The sequence below is a fragment of the Caballeronia sp. Sq4a genome, from assembly GCF_023170545.1.
GTDB lineage: Bacteria > Pseudomonadota > Gammaproteobacteria > Burkholderiales > Burkholderiaceae > Caballeronia.
The window spans coordinates 501,090-526,287 of record NZ_CP084253.1 but is presented as its reverse complement, the minus strand read 5'-3'; the positions used below and the strand labels follow the sequence as shown (position 1 = coordinate 526,287).

The 25,198-nt window shown below is 63.2% G+C and carries 24 protein-coding genes and 1 pseudogene; 10 read left to right on the top strand and 15 right to left on the bottom strand.

Translation table 11 applies throughout. The annotated features are described in order from the left end of the window. Positions 1-16 precede the first annotated feature (16 nt). Both LDZ24_RS26810 and treA read left to right on the top strand, forming a co-directional pair. The gene (locus LDZ24_RS26810) at positions 17-1,159 is read left to right on the top strand and encodes an aldose epimerase family protein (RefSeq protein WP_248324386.1); all 1,143 of its coding nucleotides are present in this window, start codon (positions 17-19) and stop codon (positions 1,157-1,159) included. 138 nt (positions 1,160-1,297) lie between these two features. Then, positions 1,298-2,938 (top strand): alpha,alpha-trehalase TreA, encoded by a 1,641-nt coding sequence (gene treA, locus LDZ24_RS26805; RefSeq protein ID WP_248324385.1) that lies wholly within the window; start codon positions 1,298-1,300, stop codon positions 2,936-2,938. Positions 2,939-2,991: 53 nt separating this feature from the next. Here treA and LDZ24_RS26800 read toward each other — a convergent pair whose 3' ends face one another. Continuing rightward, positions 2,992-3,285 (bottom strand): DUF1330 domain-containing protein, encoded by a 294-nt coding sequence (locus LDZ24_RS26800; protein ID WP_248324384.1) that lies wholly within the window; start codon positions 3,283-3,285, stop codon positions 2,992-2,994. A 166-nt stretch (positions 3,286-3,451) separates the two neighbouring features. After that, positions 3,452-4,333 (bottom strand): oxaloacetate decarboxylase, encoded by an 882-nt coding sequence (locus tag LDZ24_RS26795; protein ID WP_248324383.1) that lies wholly within the window; start codon positions 4,331-4,333, stop codon positions 3,452-3,454. Positions 4,334-4,474: 141 nt separating this feature from the next. Here LDZ24_RS26795 and LDZ24_RS26790 point away from each other — a divergent pair, with 141 nt between their 5' ends. After that, positions 4,475-5,623 carry an alpha/beta fold hydrolase gene (locus tag LDZ24_RS26790; protein WP_248324382.1) on the top strand — a complete coding sequence of 383 codons (1,149 nt, stop codon included), beginning with the start codon at positions 4,475-4,477 and terminating at the stop codon, positions 5,621-5,623. A 22-nt stretch (positions 5,624-5,645) separates the two neighbouring features. On the opposite strand, the gene LDZ24_RS26785 is transcribed toward LDZ24_RS26790, so the two are convergent. The 6 genes and pseudogenes from LDZ24_RS26785 to LDZ24_RS26760 all read right to left on the bottom strand — a co-directional run bounded on the left by LDZ24_RS26785 (position 5,646) and on the right by LDZ24_RS26760 (position 11,900). After that, a complete protein-coding gene (locus LDZ24_RS26785) occupies positions 5,646-7,019 on the bottom strand; it encodes a sigma-54 dependent transcriptional regulator (protein ID WP_248324381.1) in 1,374 nt (457 codons plus the stop codon). 276 nt (positions 7,020-7,295) lie between these two features. Further along, entirely contained in the window at positions 7,296-7,964 is a 669-nt protein-coding gene (locus tag LDZ24_RS26780; protein WP_248324802.1) for an RraA family protein, read from the bottom strand. Continuing rightward, complete coding sequence (locus LDZ24_RS26775; protein WP_248324380.1) at positions 7,964-9,001, bottom strand: amidohydrolase family protein; 1,038 nt, start codon at positions 8,999-9,001, stop codon at positions 7,964-7,966. Before LDZ24_RS26775 ends, LDZ24_RS26780 begins: the two co-directional genes overlap by 1 nt. A gap of 39 nt (positions 9,002-9,040) precedes the next feature. Further along, positions 9,041-10,337 (bottom strand): annotated as a pseudogene (locus LDZ24_RS26770) (MFS transporter). 250 nt (positions 10,338-10,587) lie between these two features. Further along, the gene (locus LDZ24_RS26765; protein ID WP_248324379.1) at positions 10,588-11,481 is read right to left on the bottom strand and encodes a LysR family transcriptional regulator; all 894 of its coding nucleotides are present in this window, start codon (positions 11,479-11,481) and stop codon (positions 10,588-10,590) included. Positions 11,482-11,597: 116 nt separating this feature from the next. After that, positions 11,598-11,900 carry a hypothetical protein gene (locus LDZ24_RS26760; RefSeq protein WP_248324378.1) on the bottom strand — a complete coding sequence of 101 codons (303 nt, stop codon included), beginning with the start codon at positions 11,898-11,900 and terminating at the stop codon, positions 11,598-11,600. 239 nt (positions 11,901-12,139) lie between these two features. Here LDZ24_RS26760 and LDZ24_RS26755 point away from each other — a divergent pair, with 239 nt between their 5' ends. Both LDZ24_RS26755 and ppk2 read left to right on the top strand, forming a co-directional pair. Next, the gene (locus LDZ24_RS26755) at positions 12,140-12,361 is read left to right on the top strand and encodes a YdcH family protein (protein ID WP_248324377.1); all 222 of its coding nucleotides are present in this window, start codon (positions 12,140-12,142) and stop codon (positions 12,359-12,361) included. Positions 12,362-12,401: 40 nt separating this feature from the next. Further along, the gene (ppk2, locus tag LDZ24_RS26750) at positions 12,402-13,538 is read left to right on the top strand and encodes a polyphosphate kinase 2 (protein ID WP_371747515.1); all 1,137 of its coding nucleotides are present in this window, start codon (positions 12,402-12,404) and stop codon (positions 13,536-13,538) included. Here ppk2 and LDZ24_RS26745 read toward each other — a convergent pair. Then, positions 13,535-14,419: a LysR substrate-binding domain-containing protein gene (locus LDZ24_RS26745; RefSeq protein WP_248324375.1), complete on the bottom strand. Its 885-nt coding sequence runs from the start codon at positions 14,417-14,419 to the stop codon at positions 13,535-13,537. The genes ppk2 and LDZ24_RS26745 overlap by 4 nt on opposite strands. Before the next feature lie 81 nt (positions 14,420-14,500). Here LDZ24_RS26745 and LDZ24_RS26740 point away from each other — a divergent pair, with 81 nt between their 5' ends. Continuing rightward, positions 14,501-15,268 (top strand): sulfite exporter TauE/SafE family protein, encoded by a 768-nt coding sequence (locus tag LDZ24_RS26740; protein WP_248324374.1) that lies wholly within the window; start codon positions 14,501-14,503, stop codon positions 15,266-15,268. A 130-nt stretch (positions 15,269-15,398) separates the two neighbouring features. On the opposite strand, the gene LDZ24_RS26735 is transcribed toward LDZ24_RS26740, so the two are convergent. Together LDZ24_RS26735 and LDZ24_RS26730 are read right to left on the bottom strand one after the other, a co-directional pair. Then, positions 15,399-15,749: a hypothetical protein gene (locus LDZ24_RS26735; RefSeq protein WP_248324373.1), complete on the bottom strand. Its 351-nt coding sequence runs from the start codon at positions 15,747-15,749 to the stop codon at positions 15,399-15,401. Positions 15,750-16,107: 358 nt separating this feature from the next. Beyond that, positions 16,108-16,311 carry a cold-shock protein gene (locus LDZ24_RS26730; RefSeq protein ID WP_008347993.1) on the bottom strand — a complete coding sequence of 68 codons (204 nt, stop codon included), beginning with the start codon at positions 16,309-16,311 and terminating at the stop codon, positions 16,108-16,110. A gap of 296 nt (positions 16,312-16,607) precedes the next feature. Here LDZ24_RS26730 and LDZ24_RS26725 point away from each other — a divergent pair, with 296 nt between their 5' ends. The 3 genes from LDZ24_RS26725 to LDZ24_RS26715 all read left to right on the top strand — a co-directional run bounded on the left by LDZ24_RS26725 (position 16,608) and on the right by LDZ24_RS26715 (position 18,468). Next, positions 16,608-17,462 (top strand): oxidoreductase, encoded by an 855-nt coding sequence (locus tag LDZ24_RS26725; RefSeq protein ID WP_248324372.1) that lies wholly within the window; start codon positions 16,608-16,610, stop codon positions 17,460-17,462. A 9-nt stretch (positions 17,463-17,471) separates the two neighbouring features. Continuing rightward, positions 17,472-18,029, top strand: coding sequence for a M48 family metallopeptidase (locus LDZ24_RS26720; RefSeq protein WP_248324371.1), 558 nt, complete (start codon positions 17,472-17,474; stop codon positions 18,027-18,029). 154 nt (positions 18,030-18,183) lie between these two features. After that, on the top strand, positions 18,184-18,468 hold the full coding sequence (locus tag LDZ24_RS26715; protein ID WP_236572379.1) for a response regulator: 285 nt from the start codon (positions 18,184-18,186) through the stop codon (positions 18,466-18,468). 20 nt (positions 18,469-18,488) lie between these two features. On the opposite strand, the gene LDZ24_RS26710 is transcribed toward LDZ24_RS26715, so the two are convergent. From LDZ24_RS26710 to LDZ24_RS26700, 3 genes are all read right to left on the bottom strand, one after another. Beyond that, positions 18,489-18,746, bottom strand: coding sequence for a hypothetical protein (locus tag LDZ24_RS26710; RefSeq protein ID WP_248324370.1), 258 nt, complete (start codon positions 18,744-18,746; stop codon positions 18,489-18,491). 54 nt (positions 18,747-18,800) lie between these two features. Then, entirely contained in the window at positions 18,801-19,901 is a 1,101-nt protein-coding gene (locus LDZ24_RS26705) for a glycosyltransferase (protein WP_248324369.1), read from the bottom strand. A 579-nt stretch (positions 19,902-20,480) separates the two neighbouring features. Next, positions 20,481-22,412, bottom strand: a complete 1,932-nt coding sequence (locus LDZ24_RS26700) for a methyl-accepting chemotaxis protein (protein ID WP_248324368.1) — start codon at positions 22,410-22,412, stop codon at positions 20,481-20,483. A gap of 411 nt (positions 22,413-22,823) precedes the next feature. On the opposite strand from LDZ24_RS26700, the gene LDZ24_RS26695 reads away from it, so the two are divergent. Further along, positions 22,824-24,113: an MFS transporter gene (locus tag LDZ24_RS26695; protein WP_248324367.1), complete on the top strand. Its 1,290-nt coding sequence runs from the start codon at positions 22,824-22,826 to the stop codon at positions 24,111-24,113. 49 nt (positions 24,114-24,162) lie between these two features. Here the strand turns inward: LDZ24_RS26695 and LDZ24_RS26690 are convergent, their stop codons facing one another. Next, positions 24,163-25,170 (bottom strand): LacI family DNA-binding transcriptional regulator, encoded by a 1,008-nt coding sequence (locus tag LDZ24_RS26690; RefSeq protein ID WP_248324366.1) that lies wholly within the window; start codon positions 25,168-25,170, stop codon positions 24,163-24,165. Positions 25,171-25,198: the final 28 nt, after the last annotated feature.

Sequence of the window (25,198 nt, the reverse complement as noted above, 5' to 3'; positions counted from 1 at the left end):
CCCGACATCCATTCCAATGAAGAAGATTTCCCAAAGCGTTGCCGCGCTCTGCGCCGCTGCGGTGCCGTTTATATCGAACGCGGCGACCATCACATCTTCGCCGTATGGCGCGACGCAGCAAGGCCAGCCTGTCGTTCAGTACACGCTGTCGAATGCGCGCGGCGTGTCGATGAGCTGCATCACCTATGGCGGCATCGTGACGCGAATCGACGTTCCGGACCGACGCGGGCGGCGCGCGGACATCGTGCTCGGCTTCGCATCGCTCGCCGACTATGAGCGATACAACGGCGACATCCACTTCGGCAGTCTGATCGGCCGCTATGCAAACCGCATCGCGCAAGGGCGCTTCACGCTCGACGGACACACGTATCAGTTGCCGATCAACGATCCACCGAACACCCTGCACAGCGGTCCGCATAGCTTCGATGAGAAGGTCTGGACGGTCGTGCGCACGTTCCAGAACGCAAGCGGCGCGGGCGTGCAACTGCGTTACGTGAGCCCGGACAATGAGAACGGTTTTCCCGGCACGCTCACGGTCGACGTGACCTACACGCTCACCGACGACAACGAAGTGCGTATCGACTATCGCGCCAAAACAGATAAGCCGACGGTCGTGAATCTCACGAACCATAGCTATTTCAATCTGGCGGGCGAGGACAGCGGCAGCGTCGAGAATCAACTCATCATGATCGCGGCCGCGAGCTATACGCCGACGCGCGCGGATTCGATTCCAACGGGCGAAGTGGCGTCCGTGGAAGGCACGCCGCTCGATCTGCGCGCGTTGACGCCGATCGGCGCGCGTCTGCGTTCGGCTTTCCCGCAACTGCGCTACGCACGCGGCTATGACAACAACTTCAAGCTGAACAAGAGCAGCCCGCATGAAGGCGAGCCCTCGTTCGCTGCGCGCGCGTATGACCCGGTGAGCGGGCGCGTGCTCGATCTCTATACGACGCAGCCGGGCTTGCAGTTTTACACCGCCAACGGGCTGGACGGCAGCGCTGTAGGGGTATCGGGCAATGCGTATCGTCAGACGGACGCGTTCGCGCTCGAGGCCGAACACTTTCCCGATTCGCCCAACCATCCGTCGTTCCCGTCCACCGAACTCAGGCCCGGCGACGAGTATCACGAAGTGACCGTGTGGAAATTCGGCGTGCGCTAGACGCGCTTTTACTTCGACCGCGCCGCCGGTTGCCACGACAGTGCCGTGCATGCGATGCTTCGCCCTGCTGCAGCTTCTGATTAAAACAAGCGGCACGAGCGAGACCAGTCCGGTTCATCACCCTTCGAAGGAGTGAGCATGATCGTACTGTCGCGATATCGCACGACGCTTGACGCGTCGCAGCACCATTCGTTGAACGCGCGCCGCCTGTTCGGCGCATGGGCCTTGCTCGGCGCGGCGAGCGTCGCTTATGCCGATGCCCAGAGCAGCTATGTCGTGCCGCCACCGCCTAGCGAACTCTATGGCGAACTCTTTATCGCAGTGCAAACGCAGAAGATTTATCCGGACCAGAAGACGTTCGTCGATGCGACGCCCAAGATCGACCCGGCGCAGATCAATCAGCTCTACGCGCAACAGCGTATGGTTCCCGGCTTCAGTCTTTCCGCATTCGTCGCGCAGTATTTCACGCCGCCGACCGATCAGGTCATCACGCCGCCGCCTAACCAGACCTTGCGCGAGCATATCGATTGGCTCTGGCCGCAACTCACGCGCAACTCCGCGACCGTGCCGCCATACAGCACGCTGATTCCGATGCCGAAGCCGTACGTCGTGCCGGGCGGACGCTTTCGCGAAGGCTACTACTGGGACACCTATTTCACGATGCTGGGCCTTCAGGAAGCAGGCCGCGAAGATCTCGTCGATAACATGCTCGACAACTTCGCGTATCTGATCGATACCATCGGCCATATCCCGAACGGCAATCGCACGTACTATGTGAGCCGTTCGCAGCCGCCGTTCTTCTCGTACATGGTGGAGCTTGCCGCGCATAAGGAAGGCGGACGCGTGTACCAGAAGTATTTGCCGCAACTGCGCCGCGAATATCACTACTGGATGAAGGGCGCGCATTCGCTGCAACCAGGCGAGGCCGTGCGCAATGTCGTGATGCTGCCCGATCGTACGGTGCTCAATCGCTATTGGGACGAACGCGACACGCCGCGCGACGAGTCGTATCTGGAAGACGTTCAGACTGCCCGGCTCGTGACGAACCGTCCCGCGAACGAGGTGTATCGCGATCTGCGCGCGGCAGCGGAAAGCGGCTGGGATTTCAGTTCGCGATGGTTCGGCGACAATCAGACGCTTGCCACCATCCGCACGACGTCCATCATTCCGGTGGATCTGAACAGCCTGATGTTCCATCTGGAAACGACCATCGCGCGCGGTTGCGGCGAGGCGCGCGACTTCGGTTGTGTCGCGGAGTTCGTCGGCAAGGCAGCGAAGCGTGCCATCGGTATCAACCGGTATCTGTGGAATAACAACGGCTATTACGGCGACTACGACTGGCAGCTCTGCCAGCCGCGCAACAACCCGTCGGCGGCGATGCTTTACCCGTTGTTCGCCGGAGCGGCGTGGCCCGAGCGCGCGCACGCCACGGCGCGCACGGTCGAAACGTTATTGCTGAAGCCGGGCGGCCTGTCGACCACGACCTTCAATACGACTCAACAGTGGGATGCCCCGAACGGCTGGGCGCCGCTGCACTGGATAGCGGTCGAGAGCTTGCGACGCTATGGCCGCAGCGATCTCGCGCAGCAAATCGGCACGCGCTTTCTTTCCGACGTGAACCATGTCTATGCGACACAGCAGAAGCTCGTCGAGAAATATGTCGTGGAAGGGGCGGGGACAGGCGGTGGCGGAGGCGGCGAATATCCGCTTCAGGACGGCTTCGGATGGACCAATGGCGTGACCTTGCGCCTGCTGGATCTTTACGCGCCGGGTCAATGAACGCTTGAGCATGCGATGGCGGCGCGAGCACGCCGCCATCGGCTCACCGTGTTTTACGCGATGCCTTCGACCACGCGGAAGTCGCGTTCGCATGCATCGCCGAGCACTCTCAGCGCTTCCTGATACTTCTCGCCGTTGAACGTGGCGAGCGCCTGATCGAGCGAGTCGAATTCGACGAGCACCGTGCGTTCCGCAATGCCCGCGCCGTGCACCGTCGACGCCACGCCGCGAACCAGCAGGCGGCCGCCGCCTTCCTGAATCGCGACCGTTGCGAGCTTCGAATACTCAGCAACCTGATCGGGCTTCGCAATCTTGCGGTATGCGCTGACCCAATAGCCTTTTGCCATCTGCAATCTCCTGATTTTCGTTGAGCGCCAAGCGCCATGAGGCGAATGCAACGCGTCTGCAACCCGTCTGCAACGCATGCATTCTTGCGTAGGCGAGAATAGCAAAGATTCGCTCATGCCTTGTGCTGGCGTCGCGATCCTTTTATCTGCGCACATCCGCCAGGACTTACTCCGCTGCGTACTTGCGGTCGAGTTCGTCGAAGAGAGGCTTCTTCACGAGCCGTTGACGCTCGGAGAACGGCGCGACCACAGCCGGATCTTCGTCCAGCTTGCCTTGCTGCTTCAGCGCGGTCAGCGCGGTCTGCATGCCGCGCACGGCGCTCTGCAACGCGGCGTTCGCATACAGGACGAGACTGAAGCCGAGGTTCTGCAAGTCGTCGCGGCTCGTGACAGGCGTCTTGCCGCCGATCACGATATTGATGAGCTGCGGCGCGGCGACGAGCCGGGTCAAGGATGCGATCTGCTCCTGCGTTTCGATCGCTTCGATAAAGAGAATATCGGCGCCGGCCTCGACGAACTGGTTCGCGCGTTCGATCGCGGCATCGAAGCCATGCACCGCGCAGGCGTCCGTGCGCGCGATGATCTGCAGATTTTCGTCCTCGCGCGCATCCACGGCGGCGCGAATCTTGCCGAGCATCTCGCTCGTCGAGATCACGCTCTTGCCCGCGAAATGGCCGCATTTCTTGGGCATGACCTGATCTTCCAGTTGAATGGCATCCGCGCCGGCGCGCTCCAGCGTGCGTACCGTATGGCGCACGTTGAGCGCGTTGCCGAAGCCCGTGTCCGCATCGACGACGAGCGGCAAGTCCACCGCATCGCGAATCCGATTCGTATGCTCCGCAATCTCCGCGAGTCCCATAAATGCGAGGTCCGGCATGCCGAGGGACATGTTGGTGACGCCCGCGCCCGTGATGTAGATCGCCTCGAAGCCGAGGTCCGCGATAAGGCTCGCGCTCATCGCGTTGAATGCGCCGGGCAGAAGCAGACCACGGCGGGCATTCACGAGTTCGCGAAAGGCGGCGCGGCGGCGGGAAGTAGAGGTTGTCATGGCTGAAGAATCCCGGAAGTAGACGTCAGGCGTTGAGGCGAGCATGGATAGCCGCCTCATCACTCGCCATGTTAAAGCGTGCAGCGCGTCGGCGCTTGCGGGAAATGGCATCATGTGGGCTCACGCAGAAAGGAGCCGCGCATGAACGAAACGCTGCCGGATATGCCCTTGCCCGATGGCGTGCGCGCGCGCATGGTCGATAACGGCAACGGCCTGTCGATGTATATGCTGGAAGCGGGGTATGAGACGCCGGAGGCGCCGTGCATCGTGCTGCTGCACGGCTTTCCCGAACTGGCCTATAGCTGGCGCAAGGTCATGAAGCCGATTGCGGATGCCGGCTATCACGTCATCGCGCCTGACCAGCGAGGCTATGGCAGAACCGGCGGGGCGGACACGCGCTTCGACGCCGATCTCGCCGATTACGCGATGCCGAACCTCGTCCTCGATACTCTGGGCCTCGTTTTCGCGCTGGGGCATCGGTCCGTTGCGGCTGTCGTGGGACACGATTTCGGCTCGCCCGTGGCGGCCTGGTGCGCGCTGACGAGGCCCGACGTATTCCGCTCTGTCGTCATGATGAGCGCGCCGTTTGCAGGACCGCCTCGCTTCGCGTTCGACGAACCGGCCTCGCCCACGATGACCGATGCTATGAACGAACTGGCCTCGCTCGATCCGCCGCGCAAGCACTATCAACGCTACTTCACGGAGCCGCAGGCCAACGACGATATGCGGCACGCGCCGCAAGGACTCGCCGATTTCCTGCGCGCGTATTGGCATGTCAAGAGCGCGGACTGGTCCGGCAACCGGCCGCATCCGCTCGTCGCGCCCGTCGTCGAAGAACTCGCTATGCTGCCCGCTTATTACGTGATGGACGCGGACAAGACCATGCCGCAAACCGTCGCGCAAGCCATGCCGTCCGCGGAAGAAGTCGCATCGTGCGCGTGGCTCGACGACGCCGAACTGCATGTTTATGCGAGCGAATTCGCGCGAACGGGATTTCAGGGCGGATTGAACTGGTATCGCGCGAGCAACGACGCAGCGCAGAGCGCGCGCTTGCGCCTGTGGGCAGGGCGCACGACCGACGTGCCCGCGTGTTTCATCGCGGGAAGCAGCGACTGGGGCTGCTATCAGCGACCGGGCGATTACGAAGCCATGCGCCAGTACGCCTGCACGAATTTCCGCGCGGCGCATTTCATCGAAGGCGCGGGGCACTGGGTGCAGCAGGAGCAGGCGCGAACCGTGGTGAGCCGCATTCTCCGCTTCCTGCGGCAGGATGCCCCGCCGCCCTTCTGAAGATGCGCGTCGCCGTGCGGCTTTACGCGCTCGATACCTGCAACGTGCGCTCTTCTTTCGCGCGCAGCCCATAGGCCGTAAGCAGGCGATACAGCGTGACGCGCGAGATGCCGAGCTCGTCGGCGGCTTCGCCGAGCCGTCCGCGATGCCGCAAGAGCGCCACCTCGATGGCCTGCCGCTCGGCCGCTTCGCGCGCCTGCGCAAGCGTGGTCGGCGCGGCTTCCACATAGTCGCCGAGTTCGAGATCGCTCGCGAGAATCTGCCGCCCTTCGCTCATGACGATGGCGCGCCTCACGCGATTGATGAGCTCGCGCACGTTGCCGGGCCAGGCGTAGTTGTGAAGCGCGGCAATGGCGCAGGGCGAGAATCCGCGCAGGCGGCGGCTCGCATCGCGCCGAAAGCGTTCGAGCATATGGTTGGCGAGCAGCTCGATGTCCTTGCCGCGCACGCGCAACGGCGGTTCGTCGATCTGCAAGACGCATAGACGGTGATACAGGTCCGCGCGGAAGCGTCCTTCGAGCATCGCGGTTTGCATGTCGACGTGCGTGGCCGAAATGATGCGCACGTCCACCGCCGTCGACGTCTGCCCGCCAAGGCGCTCGATCTTGCGTTCCTGAAGGAAGCGCAGCAGGCTCGCCTGACTTTCGAGCGGCAGGTCGCCGATTTCATCCAGAAAGAGCGTGCCGCCGTCCGCCGCTTCGACGCGGCCGATCTTGCGCTGGTTCGCGCCGGTGAACGCGCCGCGTTCGTAGCCGAAGAGCTCGGACTGCAAGAGATGCGGCGGAATCGCACCGCAGTTAATGGCAACGAACGGCTGGTCGCGCCGCGCCGAACGCGCGTGAATGGCAAGCGCCGTCAGTTCCTTGCCGGTGCCCGATTCGCCCGAGATGAAGACCGGCGCATCCGTCATGGCAACCTTGCGGATGGAGCGATACAAGCCCTGCATCGCTTCGCAGGTGCCGACCATGCCGACTTCCTGGCCATCCGTCTTGTACGCATCGTTCGAGGCGGCGTCGTGCAGCGAGACCATGCCGTATGCATGGCCCACCGCATCGACGATGCGGTCCGATGCCGACGGCATCGTCACATAGTCGAAGCAGTAATCGCGAATCAGGCGGGAAATATCGGGATTTTCCGTATGATCCGGATCGACGGTCGCGACCCAGCCGATGCGCTGGCTCGACAGTAATCCGACGAGCGCGGCCGTGTCCTCGGCATAGCCACGGCTCGTCAGATCGATGATGCCTGCCGCGGCGCGCTTGTCGTGCTTGGCGGCTTTAGGCGGCTTGGCAGGCGTCACGTATTCGATGGCCCAGCCACGCGCATGAAGTCGTTCGGTCAGATCGTCCGACGCTGCCCGTCCTGCGAAGTAAAGTGTTCTCGATTCCCCGTACATAGCTTTCTCTCAGCATTTATTTGTATGTAGGCACAGTATGCCTTCGACACTACCGAGGGAAAAAGCCGCGCAAACGATAACCTGATGTTGATTATTTGAATGGCTTCGCGTGAAACGATTAAGAAAGCTTGAGCATATTTTGCAAGGTGAACGTCAGTCTCTTCTGCGAACCATCGTGCGATTGCGATGTGAGGCGCGCCGCACAAAGGCTGGCGGCGCTTCGCGAACCGGGCGCTTTTACTGATTGACTTCCGATATGTATGCGCAATCACGCGGCTAGACTTTCATCGCCCGCTCGATCTGGCCGTTCACCCACGACCGGTCGAACGCGCCCTCGCAGATGGAACGCAACGCCTGCGCTTCCTTGATCCCTTGCGCACGAGCGCCTTCGAGCACGTCTTGCGCGTCGGCTTGGGCGATGGCGAGCACGCCGTCTTCATTGCCGACGACGATATCGCCCGGATGCACCACCATGCCGCCGACGGTGACAGACACATTGATCTCGCCGGGGCCGTTCTTGTACGGCCCGCGATGCGTGACGCCGCGCGCGTACACCGGAAAGTCGCGGGCGCGCAGCGAAGCGACATCGCGTATCGCGCCGTCGATCACGAGACCTCTCACGCCGATACTTTCCGCGTAGCTCGCCATGATGTCGCCCATGAGCGCCTGATGCAGGTCGCCTCCGCCATCGATCACGAGCACGTCGCCGGGGCGGCAGAAATCGAAAGCGGCATGAATCGCGAGGTTGTCGCCGGGACGCGTGCGCACGGTCACCGCCGTACCCGCCATGACGCGCGGCCGATGGTAAGGCGCGAGGCCCACTGTCCCCGACGCGCGCGCCATGTTGTCCGACAGGAGCGATACGGCAAGCGACGCGAGCGCGTCGAGCAACTCGGCGCTCGCTTGCGGCGCGGACGGATTGTGCCGCCATCCGGGACGATTCATCATGCGACTCCTTGAATGGATGTGTGCTGTTCGAGCCGGGCGGCGAGGCGCGGATACACGGCGCGCGCATTGCCTTCGAAGATGCGTTGTCTGTCGTCGTCGCTGAGCCAGCGAATGCCGTCGATATAGCGGCGCGTATCGTCGAAGTGATGGCCCGTCTCGGGATCGATGCCTTGCACCGCGCCGATGGTTTCGGAAGCGAAGAGAATGTTCTTCGCGGGTATCACGCGCGCGAGCAGTTCGGCGCCGGGCTGGTGATAGACGCAGGTATCGAAGAACACGTTGTTGAGCAGGTAGTCGGACAGAAGCGGGCGCTTCATGTCCTGCGCGAGCCCGCGATAGCGTCCCCAGTGATACGGCACCGCGCCGCCGCCGTGCGGAATGATGAGCTTGAGCGTGGGGAAATCGGCGAACAAGTCTGCGGTGAGTAGCTGCATGAAGACGGACGTATCGCCGTTGATGTAGTGCGCGCCCGTTGCATGGAAGTTCGGGTTGCACGACGAAGACACGTGAATCATCGCGGGCACGTCCAGTTCCACGAGCGCTTCGTAGAGCGGATACCAATAACGGTCCGTCATCGGCGGACCGGACCAGTGACCGCCCGACGGGTCCGGATTGAGATTGCAGCCGATAAAGCCCAGCTCTTCGACACAGCGCCGCAATTCGGGAATGCAGTTCCTCGGATCGACGCCCGGTGCTTGCGGCAACTGACACACGCCGACGAAATGCTGCGGAAACAACGACACGACGCGATGAATCAGGTCATTGCATTCGCTCGACCATGCCGCGTTGGCCTCTGCATCGCCCAGGTGATGGCCCATGCCGGCGGCGCGCGGAGAGAAGATCGTCAAGTCGATGCCGCGCTCCTGTTGCACTCTGAGCTGCGCATTGCCGATGGTCTCGCGGATCTGATCGTCGCTGATACGCGGGCGGGGCGGCACCGGCGTGCCGTCGGCGAGCGCCTGTATCTGGCGCGTTCGCCACGCCTCGTGTTCCGGCGGCGAAGTGGTGTAGTGACCGTGACAGTCGATAATCATGGATGGCTCGTGTAAGTGTCGTGGAATCGAAACGAATGCTCAGGCGCTGCGGCGCGCGTCGTCGGTGCGTTCTTCTAGCGCTGCATCGTCGGACGGACGCACGCGCATGACGAGCGCGATGATCGTCGCGACGACCAGGAACGCGGCGATGGTCACGAGCGCGAGCTTGAAGTTGCCCGTCGCGTTGCGCACGAGCCCGATGCTCCACGGTCCCACGAGCCCGCCGAACTGCGCGATGGTGTTGATGAGCGCAATCGTCGCGGCGCCGGCCGCGCCGGTGCGAAACGAGGCAGCGAGGCTCCAGAAGAGCGGATTGCCCGCATAGATGAAAAGACCGGTCACGCACAGCAGCACATAGGCGATGACGGGCGAGGGCGCGTAGGCGCTCGCGGCGATCGCCACCGCGCTCATGCCATAGACGAAGGCGAGGTGCTTCTTGCGAATCACCCGTGCGGTCCGAGCTGCGGCTGATGATGAAGGTGCCGAGCACGCCTAAGAGCGGCGGCGCCGCCGAGAGAAAGCCCACTTCGATGTTCGTGAGATGGCCGAGTCCCTTGACGATCTGCGGCAGCCACAGAAAGAGCCCGTAGATGCCGACGAGCGCGCACCCGAAGAGGCATGCAAGACTCCACACGCGGATATCGCCGGCTACGCGCCACATCGACACATGCGCGTCGCCGCCGCGCTGCTTGCGTTCCGCCTGAAGCGTGCTTTCGAGCCATTGCTTCTCTTCGGCCGTGAGCCAGTTGGCATCGGCAGGGCGCTCCTGCATCGCCTTCAGCGTGACGAAACCGAGCAGGATGGCGGGCACGCCTTCGCAGATGAACATCCATTGCCAGCCCGCGAGGCCGAGCAGGCCGTTGGCATAGGTCATGAGCGCCGTCGAGATGGGACCGCCCAATACCGCCGAGAAAGAGCCCGCGATGATATAGCCGCCCACCGCGCGCGCCCGGTAGCGCTCGGGAAACCACTTCGTCAGATAGACGGCCACGCCCGGCAGAAAGCCCGCTTCCATGACGCCGAGCAGAAAGCGCACGGTATAGAAGCTCGTGTCGTTGAAGACGAAGGCCGTCGCCGCCGCGACCGCGCCCCACGTGATGAGAATGCGCGCGATCCATCTTCGCGCGCCGACGCGATGCAAGAGCAGATTGCTCGGCACTTCGAGGAGCATGTAGCCCACGAAGAACACGCTGCCCGCGAAGCCGAATACGGCGGGGCTGAAGTTGAGCGCGTGATTCATGTCGAGCGCTGCGAAGCCGATGTTGATGCGATCGAGATAGTTGAAGAACATCATCGCGAAGAGCAAGGGCATGAGGCGGCGGTACACCTTGTGCATCGTCGCGGATGCGGTCGCGGACTCGATCTCGGAAGCAGGCGCGCGTGTCATCGTCGTCTCCATGCGCCGGCTTCTTGGCCGACGTCGTTCGATGGCTGTTTGATAACTGTTCGATGATCCGAAGCGAGTGCTTCTGCGCTTCGGCCACGAACGGTCATCATAGGGACGCGACAGGTCCGCCGTCCAAGACGGAATCCGCATGCTTCCATAGGCTTTTGCTTATAGCGGCCGCAAGCGCTGCCGCGTTGGGTCAGCGTGGCGTGTCGGCAAGAGGAAGGCACGCAAGAAACGCCTGCACATGCGGCGAGGCGTCAGTGCTTCGAAAGGTCGCCGTGAGCGACGTGACCTGCGCCGCGCCCGGTCCCGCGAGATGCCGATAGACGACGTCGGAGCGGCCGTGCAGCGCCACCGATTCGCCTACATACGTGACGCCGAGTCCCGCGGCGACGAGCGCAATGGCGGTCTGTATTTCGTAGGCCTCATGCGCGACGTTGGGCGTGGCGCCCGCATCGCGATACAGCGAAGCGATGAAGCGCGGAAAATGCGCGGCGGGATGCTTCGGATAAACGATGAGCGGCGTCTGCGCGAGCTCGTCGATGCGAACCGTGTCGCGTTTCGCGAGCGGATGATCGGACGCGAGCACAGCCATCACGCGTTCCTGCAACAGCGTGCGCGTCGCGCAGCCGGGCCGGTCCGGCGCCTGTCTGCCGATGCCGATATGGATGCGCGCATCGCGGAAGGCATCGGCTTGTTCTTCGGTCAACATTTCGAAGAGCTTCAGCTCGACTTTCGGATACGCTGCGTGAAATGCCTTGAGCGCCGGCGGCAGCACGCTATACATGGCCGAACGGGTAAAGCCGATTGCAAGCCAGCCGAGCGTGCCGGCGTCGATCGCGCGCACGCCGAGCGTCGCCTGCTCGCAGCGTTCGAGAATCTGCCGTGCTTCCGTATAGAAATAGCTGCCCGCTTCCGTGAGACGCAAGGGCCGGCTGCCGCGGTCCACCAACTGGCTGCCGAGACGTTCTTCGAGCGAACGGATCTGTTGTGATAGCGCGGGCTGCGCAATGTGGAGGCGTTCTGCCGCCCGGCTGAAGTTGAGCTCTTCAGCGAGCACGATAAAGCACTGCAATCCCCGGAGGTTCATTCATGCGCTCCTGGCCGCCGGCACGTTCGCGTTCGGAGCCGACCGGGGGCGTCCGCCCGATCGGCGGAACATGATAACGAAGCGCACCGGCTCCGCGCAAAGCGGAGCCGTCTGTACTATTTGCCGCTGCCCGCAGCTGCGCCTGCGCGAGCGGCGGCGCCAGTGTTCGCGGCCGCATTCGACGGATTCTGGCCGTTGACGCCGTTCGCCGTGTTGCCGTAAGTGCTTCCGGTGGAGGTCGAATTGGAATTCGAATACGCGGGCGCCGATTTCGCCGGTTTCGGCTGAAGCGTCTGATTGATGACGCCGATCTGTCCGAGCTTGTGGGCAGCGGAATTGTCTGCCTGCGAAGCGGTGGCAAAAACGAGGCCGCCAGCGCCGATCGCGAACGCGACGACGGAGGTAAGGGTTGTCTTCATGATGTCTCCCTGCGGGAACGCGTGGTCCCGAACGACTATTGTGCGCGGCGGATCGGTCGGCGGGCAGGAGGGTTTTCGCCTACGGCTCGCATGCGGTCTTTCTCTGCCGCATTAGGGATGCGGCGATATTACGCAGCATGGAAGCGGCCGGCGAGCGGCGAAACAGCAGCGCCAATCGGTAAGATGTACTACGTAGTGTTGAATGACGTTCTCGTCCGTACCGCATGGAGAATCGCAGCATGTTTCCCGAATACCGTGACCTGATATCCCGCCTCAAGACCGAAGACGCGCACTTTGCGAAGCTCTTCGACCGGCACAATGCGCTCGATCATGAAATCCGCAACATGGAGACCGGCGTCACGCCGGCCGATCCCTTTGCAGTCGAAGCCTTGAAGAAAGAGAAGCTGCTGCTGAAAGACAAGCTGTACGTCGTATTGCGTAAGGCCGCCGAAGCGGCTTGACGAGACGGCTTCTCGCACGCGCCGCCGCATACGCTGCGGCATTAGGGAGAAAAGGACTTTGAAAAACGCAAGACCAACCGGGGCGCCCGCAGGCCCGACTTCTCGACGCGAACCCCACGAACAGGACGGCGACGTGAGCGTTGCCGAAGCGTCCGAGGCTATTCTCAAGCAGGAAACGCAGGACGCAGTGGATGCGGCCAATGAACTCATCACGAGCGGCATGGCGGACGTGCTCGCGTATGCCGCCTCGAACAGCGAAAGCACCGAAACGCGCATCGACACGCTCAAAGCCATCATAGGCGGCCTGTCTCCGGACGAGGCGGCCACCTTGCGCGCGTATCTGTTCGAGGCTACATCGCTCGTGGGAGCGCCGGCATCGCGCAGGCAGCGTCAGGACGAAGAACTGTCGGCGGGCTGGCGTCACGGGGAATATCCGTACAAGCATCTGATGTCGCGTCAGGCGTACGAGAAGCAGAAGTACCGGCTTCAGGTCGAATTACTGAAGCTGCAGGCGTGGGTGAAAGAGACGGGTCAACGCGTCGTGATCCTGTTCGAAGGGCGCGATGCGGCCGGCAAGGGCGGCGCCATCAAACGTTTCATGGAGCATCTGAATCCGCGCGGCGCGCGCGTCGTGGCGCTGGAGAAGCCTTCGGAACGCGAACGAGGGCAATGGTATTTCCAGCGCTATGTCGAACACCTTCCGACTGCCGGCGAGATCGTGCTGTTCGACCGTTCGTGGTACAACCGCGCAGGCGTCGAGCGCGTGATGGGCTTCTGCACGAATCAGGAGTACGACGCCTTCATGCAGCAGGTGCCGGCATTCGAGCGGCACCTCACGCAAAGCGGCGTGCATATCATCAAGTTCTGGTTCTCCGTGAGCCGCGCGGAACAACGCCGCCGTTTCAAGGAGCGCGAAGTGCATCCGCTCAAGCAATGGAAGCTCAGTCCCGTGGACCTCGCTTCGCTCGACAAGTGGGACGACTACACCGCCGCGAAGGAAGCCATGTTCGCGCATACCGACACAGCCGATACGCCGTGGACCGTCGTGCGCTCTGATTGCAAGAAGCGCGCGCGCCTCAACGCCATGCGCTATGTGCTGCATCGGCTGCCGTATGCGAATCGCGATATCAGGACCATCGGTCCGGTCGATCCGCTGATCGTCGGGCGGGCGTTCTAGGCCGCAGCCTCGATCAGTTGATGCGCGAGCAGACTCGCATGAGGCGTCAGCGCATCGAAAGCGCGCGCGCAGAGCAGCAGGCGGCGCGTGGCCCAAGGCTCCGATAGCGGCACGATCGCGAGACCGGGCCGCCGCAACGCCTGCGCCGATACATCCGAAAGAATCGCGATGCCGATGTCCGCTTCGACCAGCATGCCGACGTTGTCGAGGCTGCGCATGTGAATGCGGTAGTCCAGTTGCTTGCCGAGCCGCGACGCGCGTTCGGCAAGATGCATCTCCAGCGCGGCATCCGCGAGTCCGACGTACGCTTCGCTCACGATATCCGCAAATGCCGCGGCGGATTGCTGCGCCACGCGATGCGAGCAGTGCGCGACCACAACGAGTTGATCCTGCGCGATCACATGCGTCTGCAAGCTGGCGAGGTCGGTGATATCGGCCACGATGCCCAGGTCCGCGCGGCCTTCGGCGAGTGCCTGCACGATATCGACGCTCGGCCGTTCATCGAGGTCGATGGAGAGATCGGGATGCGCCGCGAGAAAGCGCGCGAGTTGCATGGGCAGGAAGGCGGCGAGGGCAGCCGTATTCGACAGCAGTTTGATGCGGCCTTTGAGACCGGTTGCGTAATGACGCAGCTCGCCCCGCATCTGTTCGACCTGAGCCAGAATCACGCGGGCATGCCGCACGAACGCTTCGCCCGCGGCGGTCGCCTGCACGCCCCGGCGATTGCGTTCGAGAAGCGGCGCGCCGAGCGCCGCTTCCATGCCGGCAATGCGTTCACTCGCCGATGCCAGCGCAAGATGCATGGCCTGCGCGCCGGCCGTGATGCTGCCGCGCTCCAGCACGGTCAGAAAAAGCCGCATGTCGGTAAGGTCGAAGCGCATGCCGTGCCTTCGGTCGCGCCGAAGCCTCGCATTGGAATTGCCAGATTGTAAGCGCGCAGGCCGCCCGCTACGATCTGCCGCATGGAACCTCTTATCGTTGTGACAGGCGCGGGTTTCCTCGCGGGCGCGATGAATGCGCTGGCGGGCGGCGGCTCGTTCGTGAGCCTGCCCGCGCTCATTGCAGCGGGCTTGCCCCCGGTTCAGGCGAACGCTTCGTCGACCGTGGCGCTCTTTCCCGGCGGCGTGGTCAGCGCGTGGGCGTACCGCGACGGCTTGAGCCCGGTCGGCCCGGTGTCGCTTCGCGCGATGCTTGTCATCACCGTGATCGGCGGGCTGATCGGCGCGGCCTTGCTGCTCCGCACGTCGTCATCCACGTTCTCGTTCTTGTTGCCGTGGCTCATGCTATGCGCGAGTCTCGCGCTCGCATTCGGCCGCACGCTTGGCGAAGCGTTGCGGCGAAGGTGGCGCATCGGCGCGCCATCGGTTCTCGCGATTCAGTTGGCGCTCGGCATCTATGGCGGCTATTTTGGCGGCGCGGTCGGCATCATGATGATGGCCGTCTGGGGCTTGCTCGACGCGCGCGATCTCAAGAGCCTGAACGCGCCGCGCACGTTGCTCGTCAGCGCAGCGAACTCGGTCGCGGTGGTGACGTTCGCACTGGCGCACGCGGTGCGCTGGCCGGAGACCGTTGCGATGCTCGTCGCGGCCATCGCGGGCGGATACAGCGGCGCGCAGCTGGGGCGTCGCGCGCCGCCTGGCGCCATTCGGGCCGTGACGCTGCTGCTGAGCGCAGGCATCACCATCGCCTTCTTCGTGCGAACGTATGGGCCGATGCTGTCGCATCGATGAAACATCATGATCGCCGCTCTGTTAGAAACGATTGGCGTGCTGTCCGTGCTCGCGAGCGTGGCCGCGAAGATCGCGTGGGCGCGCGACCGTGCCGATCAAACGCCGCAGACAGATCAGCCGGGCGCGCCGCTCATTGAAGCGGACTTGCATAAGGCGGCAAGCCAAGCGCCTTCGCCGCCGATTCATACGCGCGGACGAAGCGGGGGTCGTCGGCCGCTTCGCGCGCCATCCACGCGCCGAGCTCTTCGCTGCAAGCGGCCTGCGCGATGGAGTCGAAACATGCCGACTTCTCGGACATCATGCTCGCTGCCCAATAAAAGCCGAAGAGCGTTCGCTTCTCTGCGGGAGCCATACGGATTGCGTCGGGATCGGCGCCGGAAAACCAGTGCGCGAGTTTCATCTTGAGCGTGGCATCGGTCTCGTGAGCGTCATAGGAGAACAGATAACCGCCGCCTGATTGAGCCGTATGAAAGTCGTCCATCACGACCGCGCTAACGAAACGGGCCGCGCGCGCATTCAGGGCAAACGATTGCGCGTGTGCGCTAGCGAACACACACCAGAGCATGATGAGCAACGCATGAACGGTGTACCGTGGCCAGACACGGCGCTTTTCTAGGCTGCTTCGCGGATTCACGCCAATGAAGATCCAGGAATGTCGCTGCTTTTTCTCGCAGCTTTGAATGTGATGCGTGAATTCTACTGACTTATTGCCCTTGCCGCGATGCTGTTGAAGCGGCGTCATCGCCAAGAGAAAGAAGCTACAGAGCAAAGCTACAGTGCAAAAATAACAAACGGCCCCGAAGGGCCGTTGTGCGCCGAGGCAGCCTGCTATAACTGATTTACAGCGGCTGGATCGTCGAAGCTTGCTTGCCCTTCGGGCCTTGCTTGACTTCGAAGCTCACCTTCTGGTTTTCCTGAAGCGACTTGAAACCCTTGGACTGGATTTCGGAGAAATGTGCAAACAGGTCCTCACCGCCGTCATCCGGCGTAATGAAACCAAAACCCTTTGCATCGTTGAACCACTTGACGGTACCTGTTGCCATTTTTCCAACCCTAAGAGACGAATTTCGTTGAAGATGCGCCCGTGATGTCGAGCGAATACATTTTTACCATGACTCGTGTTTTTGGTCCAATACGCGTTTCTGCTAAGCATGTGGACTTACGCACGTCACAATAAACAAAATTACTTGGCCTCTCTCAGACGTCGGTTTAATTTGCCGCTTTTAGTTCGAGAAGCATGAGATGTGTCCATTACGCCGTACAGCGGCAGCGTCGCGAGCACGTTCACGGCATTGCGCTCAGAATGACTGACATACCGCTATCTTTCACGGAGAAGCTAATGTCGGCATCAAGCAGCGATTCACCCGTGTGGTTCATCACAGGGTGCTCGACGGGCTTCGGCCGCGAGCTTGCCACGGCCGTTATCGATCGCGGATGGCGGGCGGTGGTCGCCGCGCGCGATCCGAAGAGCGTCGAGGATCTGATCGAACGCGCGCAGGGCCGCGCGCTTCCCGTGCAACTGGACGTGACCCGCGCGGACCACATTGCGGCCGCCGTCGCTGCGGCGCATGAATCGTTCGGCCATATCGACGTGCTCGTGAACAACGCCGGCTTCGGTTATCTCGCTGCGGTGGAAGAAGGCGAGGACGACGAAGTGCGCGCCATGTTCGAAGCGAACTTCTTCGGCGCGGCGGCGATGATCCGCGCGGTCCTGCCACGCATGCGCGAGCGCCGCGCGGGGCATATCGTCAACATCACGTCGGTGGGCGGTCTCGTCGGCAATCCGGGCAGCGGCTATTACGCCGCGACGAAGTTCGCGCTGGAGGGGCTCGGCGAGGCGCTGGCACGCGAAACGGAAGGGCTCGGCATCAAGGTCACGGCAGTGGAACCGGGACCGTTCCGCACGGACTGGGCGGGGCGCTCGTTGCGTCAGACGCGCAAGCCGATCGACGATTACGCCGATGTCGCAGGCCGTCGTCGCGCGGGCATCGCGCAGACGAGCGGCAAGCAGCCGGGCGACCCGGTCCGCGCCGCGCAAGTCATCATCGAAGCGGTGCAATCCGCCGAGCCGCCCGCGCATCTGGTGCTCGGCAATGCCGGCATGGAGCTCGTGCGCACCAAACTCACGCGGCTCGCGCGTGACCTCGACGCTTGGCAGGCGCGCAGCGCGTGGAGCGACAACCCAGTGGAATGACATTGCGACATGGATCGGGCGCAGCAACTGGCATCGCGGCTCGTCGCGCAGTATGCGCAGGCGCTGGGCATCGCGACGCCCGGCGTCCGGTTCGTGGAGACGTCGTGCGGGCCGTGCTATGACGCCTTGTTTGATCGCATCGAAATCGATTCACGCACGCTCGGGTTGCCCGAGCCCGCGCTTCGCCTCGTTCTCGCGCACGAAGTCGCGCACGCGACGCAACGCGCCGCGTTGCTCGCGGACTTCGTGGCGACCCTGTTCGGCGTGAGCTTGATCTTCGCGGTGCCATGCGTCCTGTTCGCGGCGTTGCCGGACGGTGAGCTTTGGCGCGTGTCCGTTCCCGGTGCAGGCTTCGCGCTGATCGTGTTAGCGTCACGCAAAGCAAGGCGCGCACGTGCCGACGCGCGCGCGGCGAGATTGGAACGAGATGCGGATGCCAAGGCCACGCGCCTTTGCGGCTCGCAAGCGACGCTCGACGCGCTGAATGTGATGGTCACCCGCGGCTATATCGACGCCACTCGGCTTCACGCCCTGCAGCATCAGCTTCCACTCTCACGGCCTGAATAGAGGCCGAGAAAATGGCTCGGTTCTTGCGTGCGTTCATTGCCTGACGCCTCGGCCTCAAGCGCGACGCGAACCCACGCCTTCCGGATGACCGATCATGTATGTCCTGTTTGTAGAAGATGACGCCCGTCTTTGCGATGCATTCAGAGACCTCGCCGTGTCTCTCGGACACGTCGCGCATGTGGCCTACGACGGTCATCAGGCGATGCTGCTCGCGGCGGAAAACCGCTACGACACCATCTTCATCGACATCGGCTTGCCGGATGTGGACGGCCGCGACCTGTGCCGGCGATTGCGCGCGGCGGGACCGAGCCAGCTTGCGTGCGTCGTGGCGGTCACCGGCGACGATCGCCACAGGAACGAACTGCACGAGCATTTCGACGGCTATTTCCTGAAGCCTTTCACCGCCGACGGTTTTCGCGCGGTGCTCGACGCCTGCTGAACGCGCGAACACACTGACGTTCAGACGTCCAGATCGTCGGCCTTCTTGCGCTCGCGGCGTTCTTCGTTCGCGCGGCGCGCGCGCAGGCGTTGCCGCGACAACTCGGCAATGACTTCGCCCGTCGATGCGCCCGCCGGAATCTCGTTGCGTATGACCTTGGGAACCATGGGCAAGCCCATGCGTTGCCTGCGCAGCGCGCGGGCGATGGCGGTGCGGCATGTTTGTCCGTGACAGTCCCATTCGTCGCGGATTCTTTCGCAATAGGGGCACTTTTCCATGCGTGCAGTTTACTGCGAAACGCGGGAAGCTCGCCCGCGCTGCCTCGCGCGACCTCAAACGCGTGAACGTTCGGTGATGCGCAGCCGTTCTCTGCGAAGCGGCCGCCGCTCCCGCTGATGACGATCGAGGCTGCGCCTCAGGACTTTCTTCACGAGCGACTTGAGGAAGTGAATCGATCGGTCCGTGCGCACGTTGAGGTCGAAAGGCTTGAGTTCGACCACTGTGCGTCCGTTGCGTTCGGCAAGCCTTGCGCGCGTGCTTCGATGATCGGCCGCCATGGCGGACAGGATTTCCGACGCCTCGCGAAACGATGCGCGATCGACTCGCGCGCAGACGTGGCAGGCGCGCTGGAAGACCTTGTCGAACACGGCGAGCCAGAAATCGTCCATCTCGCCGCCGTCGCAGCGCGCGAGCGCCTCGACGCCGTTCACCTGCAGATCGCGCATATCGTGCAGCGTGGCTTTCTGCGTGATGCTGCCGAACCGTCTGCGATAGCCGATCAGCGGCTCTGCAATGCGGTAAATGCGATTCGCGAGCAGGTACAAGGACGGCATGAGCGCCATGTCTTCGTAATGGCGGCCGACGGGAAACTGAGTGGTCTTGAACAGGTCCGTGCGATACACGCGCGCCCAGACGAACGTGTGGAAGGTATCGGCGAAATGCAGTCGCGCATCGCGATCCACCGCATGATCGCCGCCTTCCGTGTCGCTCACCAGGACGAGTTCGTCCAGCTGGCGCCCCTCGTCGTCGATGATGCTCACGTTGTACTCGACCATGTCGTACTTACCTTCCGCGAGGCGCGGAATGATGGCCTCGGTGAATCCTTTGAGGTAGATGTCGTCGCCGTCCAGGAATCCGACGTAGGGCGTCTTCACCGCGGCGAGACCCAGATTGCGGGCGGCGCTGACGCCGGCGTTCTGCTGCCGGATGAGCTCGATATGCGCGCCGCCGTCGCGCTCGATCATCAGTTGGACTGCGGAGTTGGTCTCGTCATGAGACCCGTCGTCGACGACGATGATGCGCATCGCGTCGATGTGTGGCTGGCTCAGTAGCGACTCGAGCGCTTCTTCGATGTACCCCTCGACGTTATAGGCTGCAACCACGATGGTGAGCAGCGGACTTGTGTCTGACCCAGGGTCACGCTCGAAAGACATAGGGACGCTCCGTCTAAATCGGGTTGAAGGAAGCGCCGCCGAAAGGGCGACGCCGTGGCGCGAAACGTCGCGCTCCCCGGACGAATCTTGTGGTCGGTCGCATCGCAGACATTGGCGTGGCATGCCGCTGACAAGCGGCACGTTGCTGGTTGCGATGTCTAGTTATACATGTTGGCGGGCCCGGCCGCATGTCGAGGCAGTGGTCGACCGGGTGGATGCCTTTGCATCGAAGCGCATGCCCCGATGTGATGCACATCATGTCAACCGCGCCACGCAATAGAGCACCTTCGCTGCGGTGGGTTCCCCGAATGAGCCCGAGATCACGCCGATGCGTCGATTCACTGGCTCCTAGCATCCTAGCCGTTCTAAAAGAAGGATGCGCGGTCGTCGTTTAAATACTAGGTTGCCTCCCGCAGGTCAAGTTCGCGCCGGGTATGGCTCGAGGACGAGGGAGCAAGGACAGTGCCAAGGCGGGGGGCAGAAGACGGAGGCGCGGGGACGCTCTAAACACTGGCCTGCGAAGGCGTTAAACAAGCGACGTGAGCCGCTTGCTTACAGTGGTTCGAAGTCACGCGTTCGTCACACGCGAAACATGCTGACTGCGTGTGCCAGCCGCTCGGCGTGCTCGCGCAGCTCGGCGGTCGAATGTTCCGCTTCGCCGACGAGCGACGCGTTCTGCTGCGTCGCCTCGCCGATCTGCATCACGGCCGTGTTCACCTGCTCGATACCGCTAGCCTGCTCGCGCGAGGCGACACCGATCTCGCCGACGATCGCATTCACGCGCGCCACCTGATCGACGATGCCGCGCATGGTGCCGCTCGCTTCCTCCGCAATCCTGAAGCCGTGCGAAACCTTGGTCGCGGACTCCGAGATCAACGCTTCGATTTCCTTGACCGCGCCCGCACTGCGTTGAGCCAGCGCGCGCACTTCCGATGCGACGACCGCGAAGCCCTTGCCGTGTTCGCCCGCACGCGCCGCCTCGACGGCTGCGTTGAGCGCAAGAATGTTCGTCTGGAATGCGATGCTTTCGATCGTCGCGGTGATGTCGGCGATGCGTCGCGAGGATGCATCGATCTCGCTCATCGTCTCGACGACGCGCGCCACGGCCTCGCCGCCCGCGCGTGCCGCGTCGGATGCGGATGCCACCAGCGTGCCCGCCTGCTCGGTGTTCGCTGCGTTCTGCTGAACGGTCGATGTGATCTGTTCCATGCTCGCCGCGGTCTCCTCGACGCTCGATGCCTGCGTCGCGATGCGCGATGCGATGTCGCTGCTGCCGGACGCGATGCGCGCGGTGCCGTCCGTCATATCGGCGGATGCGCTGCGCACTTGCGCGACGATGCCCGCGAGCCCTTGCGATACGCCGTCGATCGCGCGCATCAGACGCCCGATGTCGTCCTGGCGCGCCGTGTCGATGCGCACGGTGAGATCGCCCGCGGCGATGCGTTCGGAAGCGCGCGTCACTTCGTCGATAGGCGCGCCAACGAGCCTGGAGACGGCATAGAGCAGCGCGGCGACGAGCGCGGCGATCACGACGAGGCCCAGCAACAGGAAGCGATTGCGGCTTGCGCGAATGCCGGAGAGCAATTCATCGCGATAAGCGATGCCGCCGATCATCCAGTTCCATTCCGGCACCGTCGTGAAGACGATCTCCTTGGCGCCGCCGTGAACATGCGCGTCGGCGCCGGGGATGTCGGCGGCATCGAACGCGAGCTGGCCTTCGCGGGTTTCGAGCATGTGCGCGAACGGTGCGACGCGCTCATCCGCGACTTGTCCTTCGTTGCCGGGATGCACGAGCAGCTTGCCGCGGTTCGGCCCGTTCGACGCATCGACGACGAAGTGATAGCCGCTCTCGCCAACCGTCAACTTGCGGATGTCGTTCTGGAGCGCGGTCATTTCTGCCGTCACGTCGACGCCCACGAAAAGCGCGCCGATCACGCGGCCTGTCGCATCCTTCACGGGCTTGTATTCGGTGATGTATTGCTTGCCGAAGAGCGTAGCCATGCCGATATAGCTTTTCCCGGCCAGCACCGGGCCGTAAGCGGGGCCCTTGCGGTCGAGCATCGTGCCCACGGCGCGCGATCCGTCCTGCTTCTTGAGCGACGTGGTCACGCGGACGAAGTCGTCTCCCGTGCGGGCGAAGATCGTCGCGATTGCGCCGCTTTCATCCAGAAATGCATCAGGCAGGGAGAAGTCGCCGTTCAAGGGCTTGTCGCCCGCGCTCAGGAGCGGCGTCGCTGTGCCGGCGACCTCGACCGTATGCGTGTCGTCGAGCGTGAATTCGTTAGGCAGACGATGCGAAAAGATGGTCATGAAGCGCGTGACTTCCGCGCTCACTGCCGCGTCGTACAGGCGGATCATCGTCACGATCGAGCGATTGTCGCTTTCCACGCGGGCGAGCGCGTGGGCGTCGACTTGCTCGCCCGCGGAACGCGTGACGGCAAGCGTGAAACAGGCGACGACGATAGCGGCGAGCGTGCACGCGAGGACGGCGAACTGGGTCCCGGCGTTCATGCGGGCGAGACGTTGGAAGAGCATAGGTGCCTAGATCTTGGGAAGGTGTCCGGTGTTTATCGGCAAAAACTGGACGTTTCTTTAGCGAATCGGGTTTTTTCTTCCATCGCCGTCCGCGCTCTTCCGCCGGCATCTTGCATGCGGCATGCGGCGCGCAAAACACCAGTGAGCCGCGTCCGCGAGAAAAACGATTAACAGAGACTTGTCGTAGCGGCCCCACGTCCGACCGCGTACGGGACTGGTTAGGGTAAGTCCCGGGGTAGGCGTTACCCGTGCGATCGCTATATCCTTCGAAAAACGTTTTCCAAGAAAGCGCAGCGCGGCAGTCTCGCCGACGCATGCAAACGGCGCCCGTCGCCTTCACGAACTGACACGCGGCACGACGAGCGCCGCCGCGTACCGGAGACATTCATGCAAACAGCCGTCGTCGGCGTCGCACGCACTGCCAGCAGGTATCGGTGGATCGTGTGCGCATTGCTCTTCTTCGCGACCGTGATCAACTACATGGACCGGCAGATCCTGGGTCTGCTCGCGCCTCTGCTTCAGCATGACATCGGCTGGACGCAGATACAGTACGGACGCATCGTCATCGCGTTCTCGGCGTTCTACGCGGTCGGGCTGTTGTGCTTCGGGCGTATCGTCGACTGGCTGGGCACTCGCCTGTCGTACGCGCTGGCGATGTTCGTCTGGAGTCTGGCCGCGATGCTGCATGCGGCGGTCGGTTCGGTGATGGGATTCGCGATGGTTCGCGCGCTGCTCGGCATCGGCGAGGGCGGCAACTTCCCGGCAGCGATCAAGACGACGGCCGAATGGTTTCCGCGCCACGAGCGCGCGCTCGCCACTGGCATTTTTAATTCAGGCGCGAATATCGGCGCGGTGTTCGCGCCCGCCATCATTCCGGCGCTCGCGGTGGCGATGGGCTGGCGCGCGGCATTCGTGATCGTCGGCGCCATCGGCCTCGTATGGCTCGTGGTCTGGTTCTTCATGTATCGCCAGCCGGATAGCCGCACGCACGACGACGACCTTTCGCACGAAAAGGACGAAGCGGAAGCGGCGGACGCAGGCCATGCGAAGGCGGGCGCGCCCGGCTTCAAGGTGCTGATCCGCAAGCGCGAAACGTGGGCGTTCCTCATCGGCAAGTTCCTGACGGACCCGGTGTGGTGGTTCTACCTGTTCTGGCTGCCGAAGTGGCTCAACGAATCGCGCGGCATGGACATGCAGCACATCGGCCTGCCGCTCGTCATCATCTATGCGATCACCACGGTGGGCAGTATCGGCGGCGGCTGGATCTCATCGGCGCTGCTGCGCGCGGGCTGGAGCGTGAATGCAGCACGCAAAACCGCCATGTTGATTTGTGCATGCTGTGTACTGCCGATTGCATTCGTTTCGCAGGTGCACGATCTGTGGCTCGCGGTGGCGATCGTCGGACTCGCGGCGGCGGCGCATCAGGGATGGTCGGCGAATCTCTTCACGACGGCTTCGGACTTGTTCCCGCGTCGCGCGGTGGGGGCCGTGGTCGGTATCGGCGGCATGGCAGGGTCGATCGGCGGCGTGTTGTTCTCGGAAGTGATCGGTCAGGTATTGCAGCGCACCGGTCAGTACTGGGCGCTCTTTGCGATCGGCGCGCTGGCTTACCTCGTCGCGTTCGCCGTCATGCATGTACTGACGCCGAAGATGGCGCCCGCCAGACTCGACGCCTGAGCGCATCGTGCGACGCATCGTGAACGACATCGCCACGATGCGTCGCGTGTCACTCGGTCGTCGTGGCCGCGGCCGGAGCCGTCGATTCGCGCACGATCAAGCGCGGCTCGAACATGGAGTTGCCGGGGTCCGGATGGCCGGCGAGCGCGTCGATCAGCTTCTGCATCGCGAGTTCGCCCATCTTCTCGCTCTGGATATCGACGGTGGTAAGTCCGGGCGCGGCGTATGCGCCGTACGGCACGTTATCGATGCCCGTGACCGAGACGTCCTGAGGCACGCGAATGCCGAGCGTCGCGGCTTCCTTCATGAAGCCGAGCGCGATCAGGTCGTTGTAGCAGATGACCGCTTGGGGGCGTTTCGGCCCGAGCATGACGCGCGAGCAGGCGTGTTCGCCGGCAAGCGAGGTCGGAGCGTGGGCGTCGTGGACATCGAGTTCGAGTCCTGCCTCTTGAAGACACTCGCGCACGCCGCGAATCCGTTCATCGTTGATGCGCGCCTGGCCGAAGCCGAGGTATGCAATATGCCGATGCCCGAGATTGAGCAGATGCCGCGCGAGCATATGCGAGGCGAGGCGGTTGTCGATGCCGACGCTCGGAATGGGCAAGGCCTCGGCATTGCGCAGGAGCACGACCGGCTTGTCGAGATCGAGCATCCAGCGCGCGTCTTCGTCGGAGAGGCGCGAGCTGACGATCAGGCCGTCCACGCGCTGCGACAACGCCTCGATGAGCGGACGCTCGCGCGCCTGGCTTTCGTCGATATCGACGAGCAGCAGCGTGTAGTCGTGTCTCAGCGCAATGCGATTCGCGCCTTTGACGACGTTCGTGAAATGCGGATTGCTGATGTCGAGGATGGTGAGACCGATGGTGCGCGTGCGGCCGGTGATCATCGAGCGCGCGAGCGGGTTGGACCGGTAGCCGAGCGAGTCGATCGCGGCTCTGAGCCGCGCTTCCACGGGCGCGGAGAAGCGCTGCGCGCCGTTCATGTATTTGGATACCGTCGCGACCGACACGCCCGCTGCGGCGGCAACATCGCGAATGGTCGGAGAGGTCTTCTTCATGTGGGTAACGTTTTCGTGCGTTTTCCAA

Excerpts from the sequence above, each read along its gene's own strand:
- LDZ24_RS26705 (WP_248324369.1), bottom strand. The coding sequence starts at position 19,901 with ATGTCTTTCGAGCGTGACCCTGGGTCAGACACAAGTCCGCTGCTCACC.
- LDZ24_RS26740 (WP_248324374.1), top strand. The coding sequence starts at position 14,501 with ATGGAACCTCTTATCGTTGTGACAGGCGCGGGTTTCCTCGCGGGCGCG.
- LDZ24_RS26785 (WP_248324381.1), bottom strand. The coding sequence starts at position 7,019 with ATGTACGGGGAATCGAGAACACTTTACTTCGCAGGACGGGCAGCGTCG.
- LDZ24_RS26800 (WP_248324384.1), bottom strand. The coding sequence starts at position 3,285 with ATGGCAAAAGGCTATTGGGTCAGCGCATACCGCAAGATTGCGAAGCCC.
- LDZ24_RS26735 (WP_248324373.1), bottom strand. The coding sequence starts at position 15,749 with ATGGACGACTTTCATACGGCTCAATCAGGCGGCGGTTATCTGTTCTCC.
- LDZ24_RS26710 (WP_248324370.1), bottom strand. The coding sequence starts at position 18,746 with ATGGAAAAGTGCCCCTATTGCGAAAGAATCCGCGACGAATGGGACTGT.
- LDZ24_RS26790 (WP_248324382.1), top strand. The coding sequence starts at position 4,475 with ATGAACGAAACGCTGCCGGATATGCCCTTGCCCGATGGCGTGCGCGCG.
- LDZ24_RS26730 (WP_008347993.1), bottom strand. The coding sequence starts at position 16,311 with ATGGCAACAGGTACCGTCAAGTGGTTCAACGATGCAAAGGGTTTTGGT.
- LDZ24_RS26725 (WP_248324372.1), top strand. The coding sequence starts at position 16,608 with ATGTCGGCATCAAGCAGCGATTCACCCGTGTGGTTCATCACAGGGTGC.
- LDZ24_RS26795 (WP_248324383.1), bottom strand. The coding sequence starts at position 4,333 with ATGACAACCTCTACTTCCCGCCGCCGCGCCGCCTTTCGCGAACTCGTG.
- LDZ24_RS26755 (WP_248324377.1), top strand. The coding sequence starts at position 12,140 with ATGTTTCCCGAATACCGTGACCTGATATCCCGCCTCAAGACCGAAGAC.
- LDZ24_RS26695 (WP_248324367.1), top strand. The coding sequence starts at position 22,824 with ATGCAAACAGCCGTCGTCGGCGTCGCACGCACTGCCAGCAGGTATCGG.
- LDZ24_RS26745 (WP_248324375.1), bottom strand. The coding sequence starts at position 14,419 with ATGCGCTTCGACCTTACCGACATGCGGCTTTTTCTGACCGTGCTGGAG.
- LDZ24_RS26720 (WP_248324371.1), top strand. The coding sequence starts at position 17,472 with ATGGATCGGGCGCAGCAACTGGCATCGCGGCTCGTCGCGCAGTATGCG.
- LDZ24_RS26775 (WP_248324380.1), bottom strand. The coding sequence starts at position 9,001 with ATGATTATCGACTGTCACGGTCACTACACCACTTCGCCGCCGGAACAC.
- LDZ24_RS26690 (WP_248324366.1), bottom strand. The coding sequence starts at position 25,170 with ATGAAGAAGACCTCTCCGACCATTCGCGATGTTGCCGCCGCAGCGGGC.
- treA (WP_248324385.1), top strand. The coding sequence starts at position 1,298 with ATGATCGTACTGTCGCGATATCGCACGACGCTTGACGCGTCGCAGCAC.
- LDZ24_RS26810 (WP_248324386.1), top strand. The coding sequence starts at position 17 with ATGAAGAAGATTTCCCAAAGCGTTGCCGCGCTCTGCGCCGCTGCGGTG.
- LDZ24_RS26760 (WP_248324378.1), bottom strand. The coding sequence starts at position 11,900 with ATGAAGACAACCCTTACCTCCGTCGTCGCGTTCGCGATCGGCGCTGGC.
- LDZ24_RS26765 (WP_248324379.1), bottom strand. The coding sequence starts at position 11,481 with ATGAACCTCCGGGGATTGCAGTGCTTTATCGTGCTCGCTGAAGAGCTC.
- LDZ24_RS26700 (WP_248324368.1), bottom strand. The coding sequence starts at position 22,412 with ATGAACGCCGGGACCCAGTTCGCCGTCCTCGCGTGCACGCTCGCCGCT.
- LDZ24_RS26780 (WP_248324802.1), bottom strand. The coding sequence starts at position 7,964 with ATGAATCGTCCCGGATGGCGGCACAATCCGTCCGCGCCGCAAGCGAGC.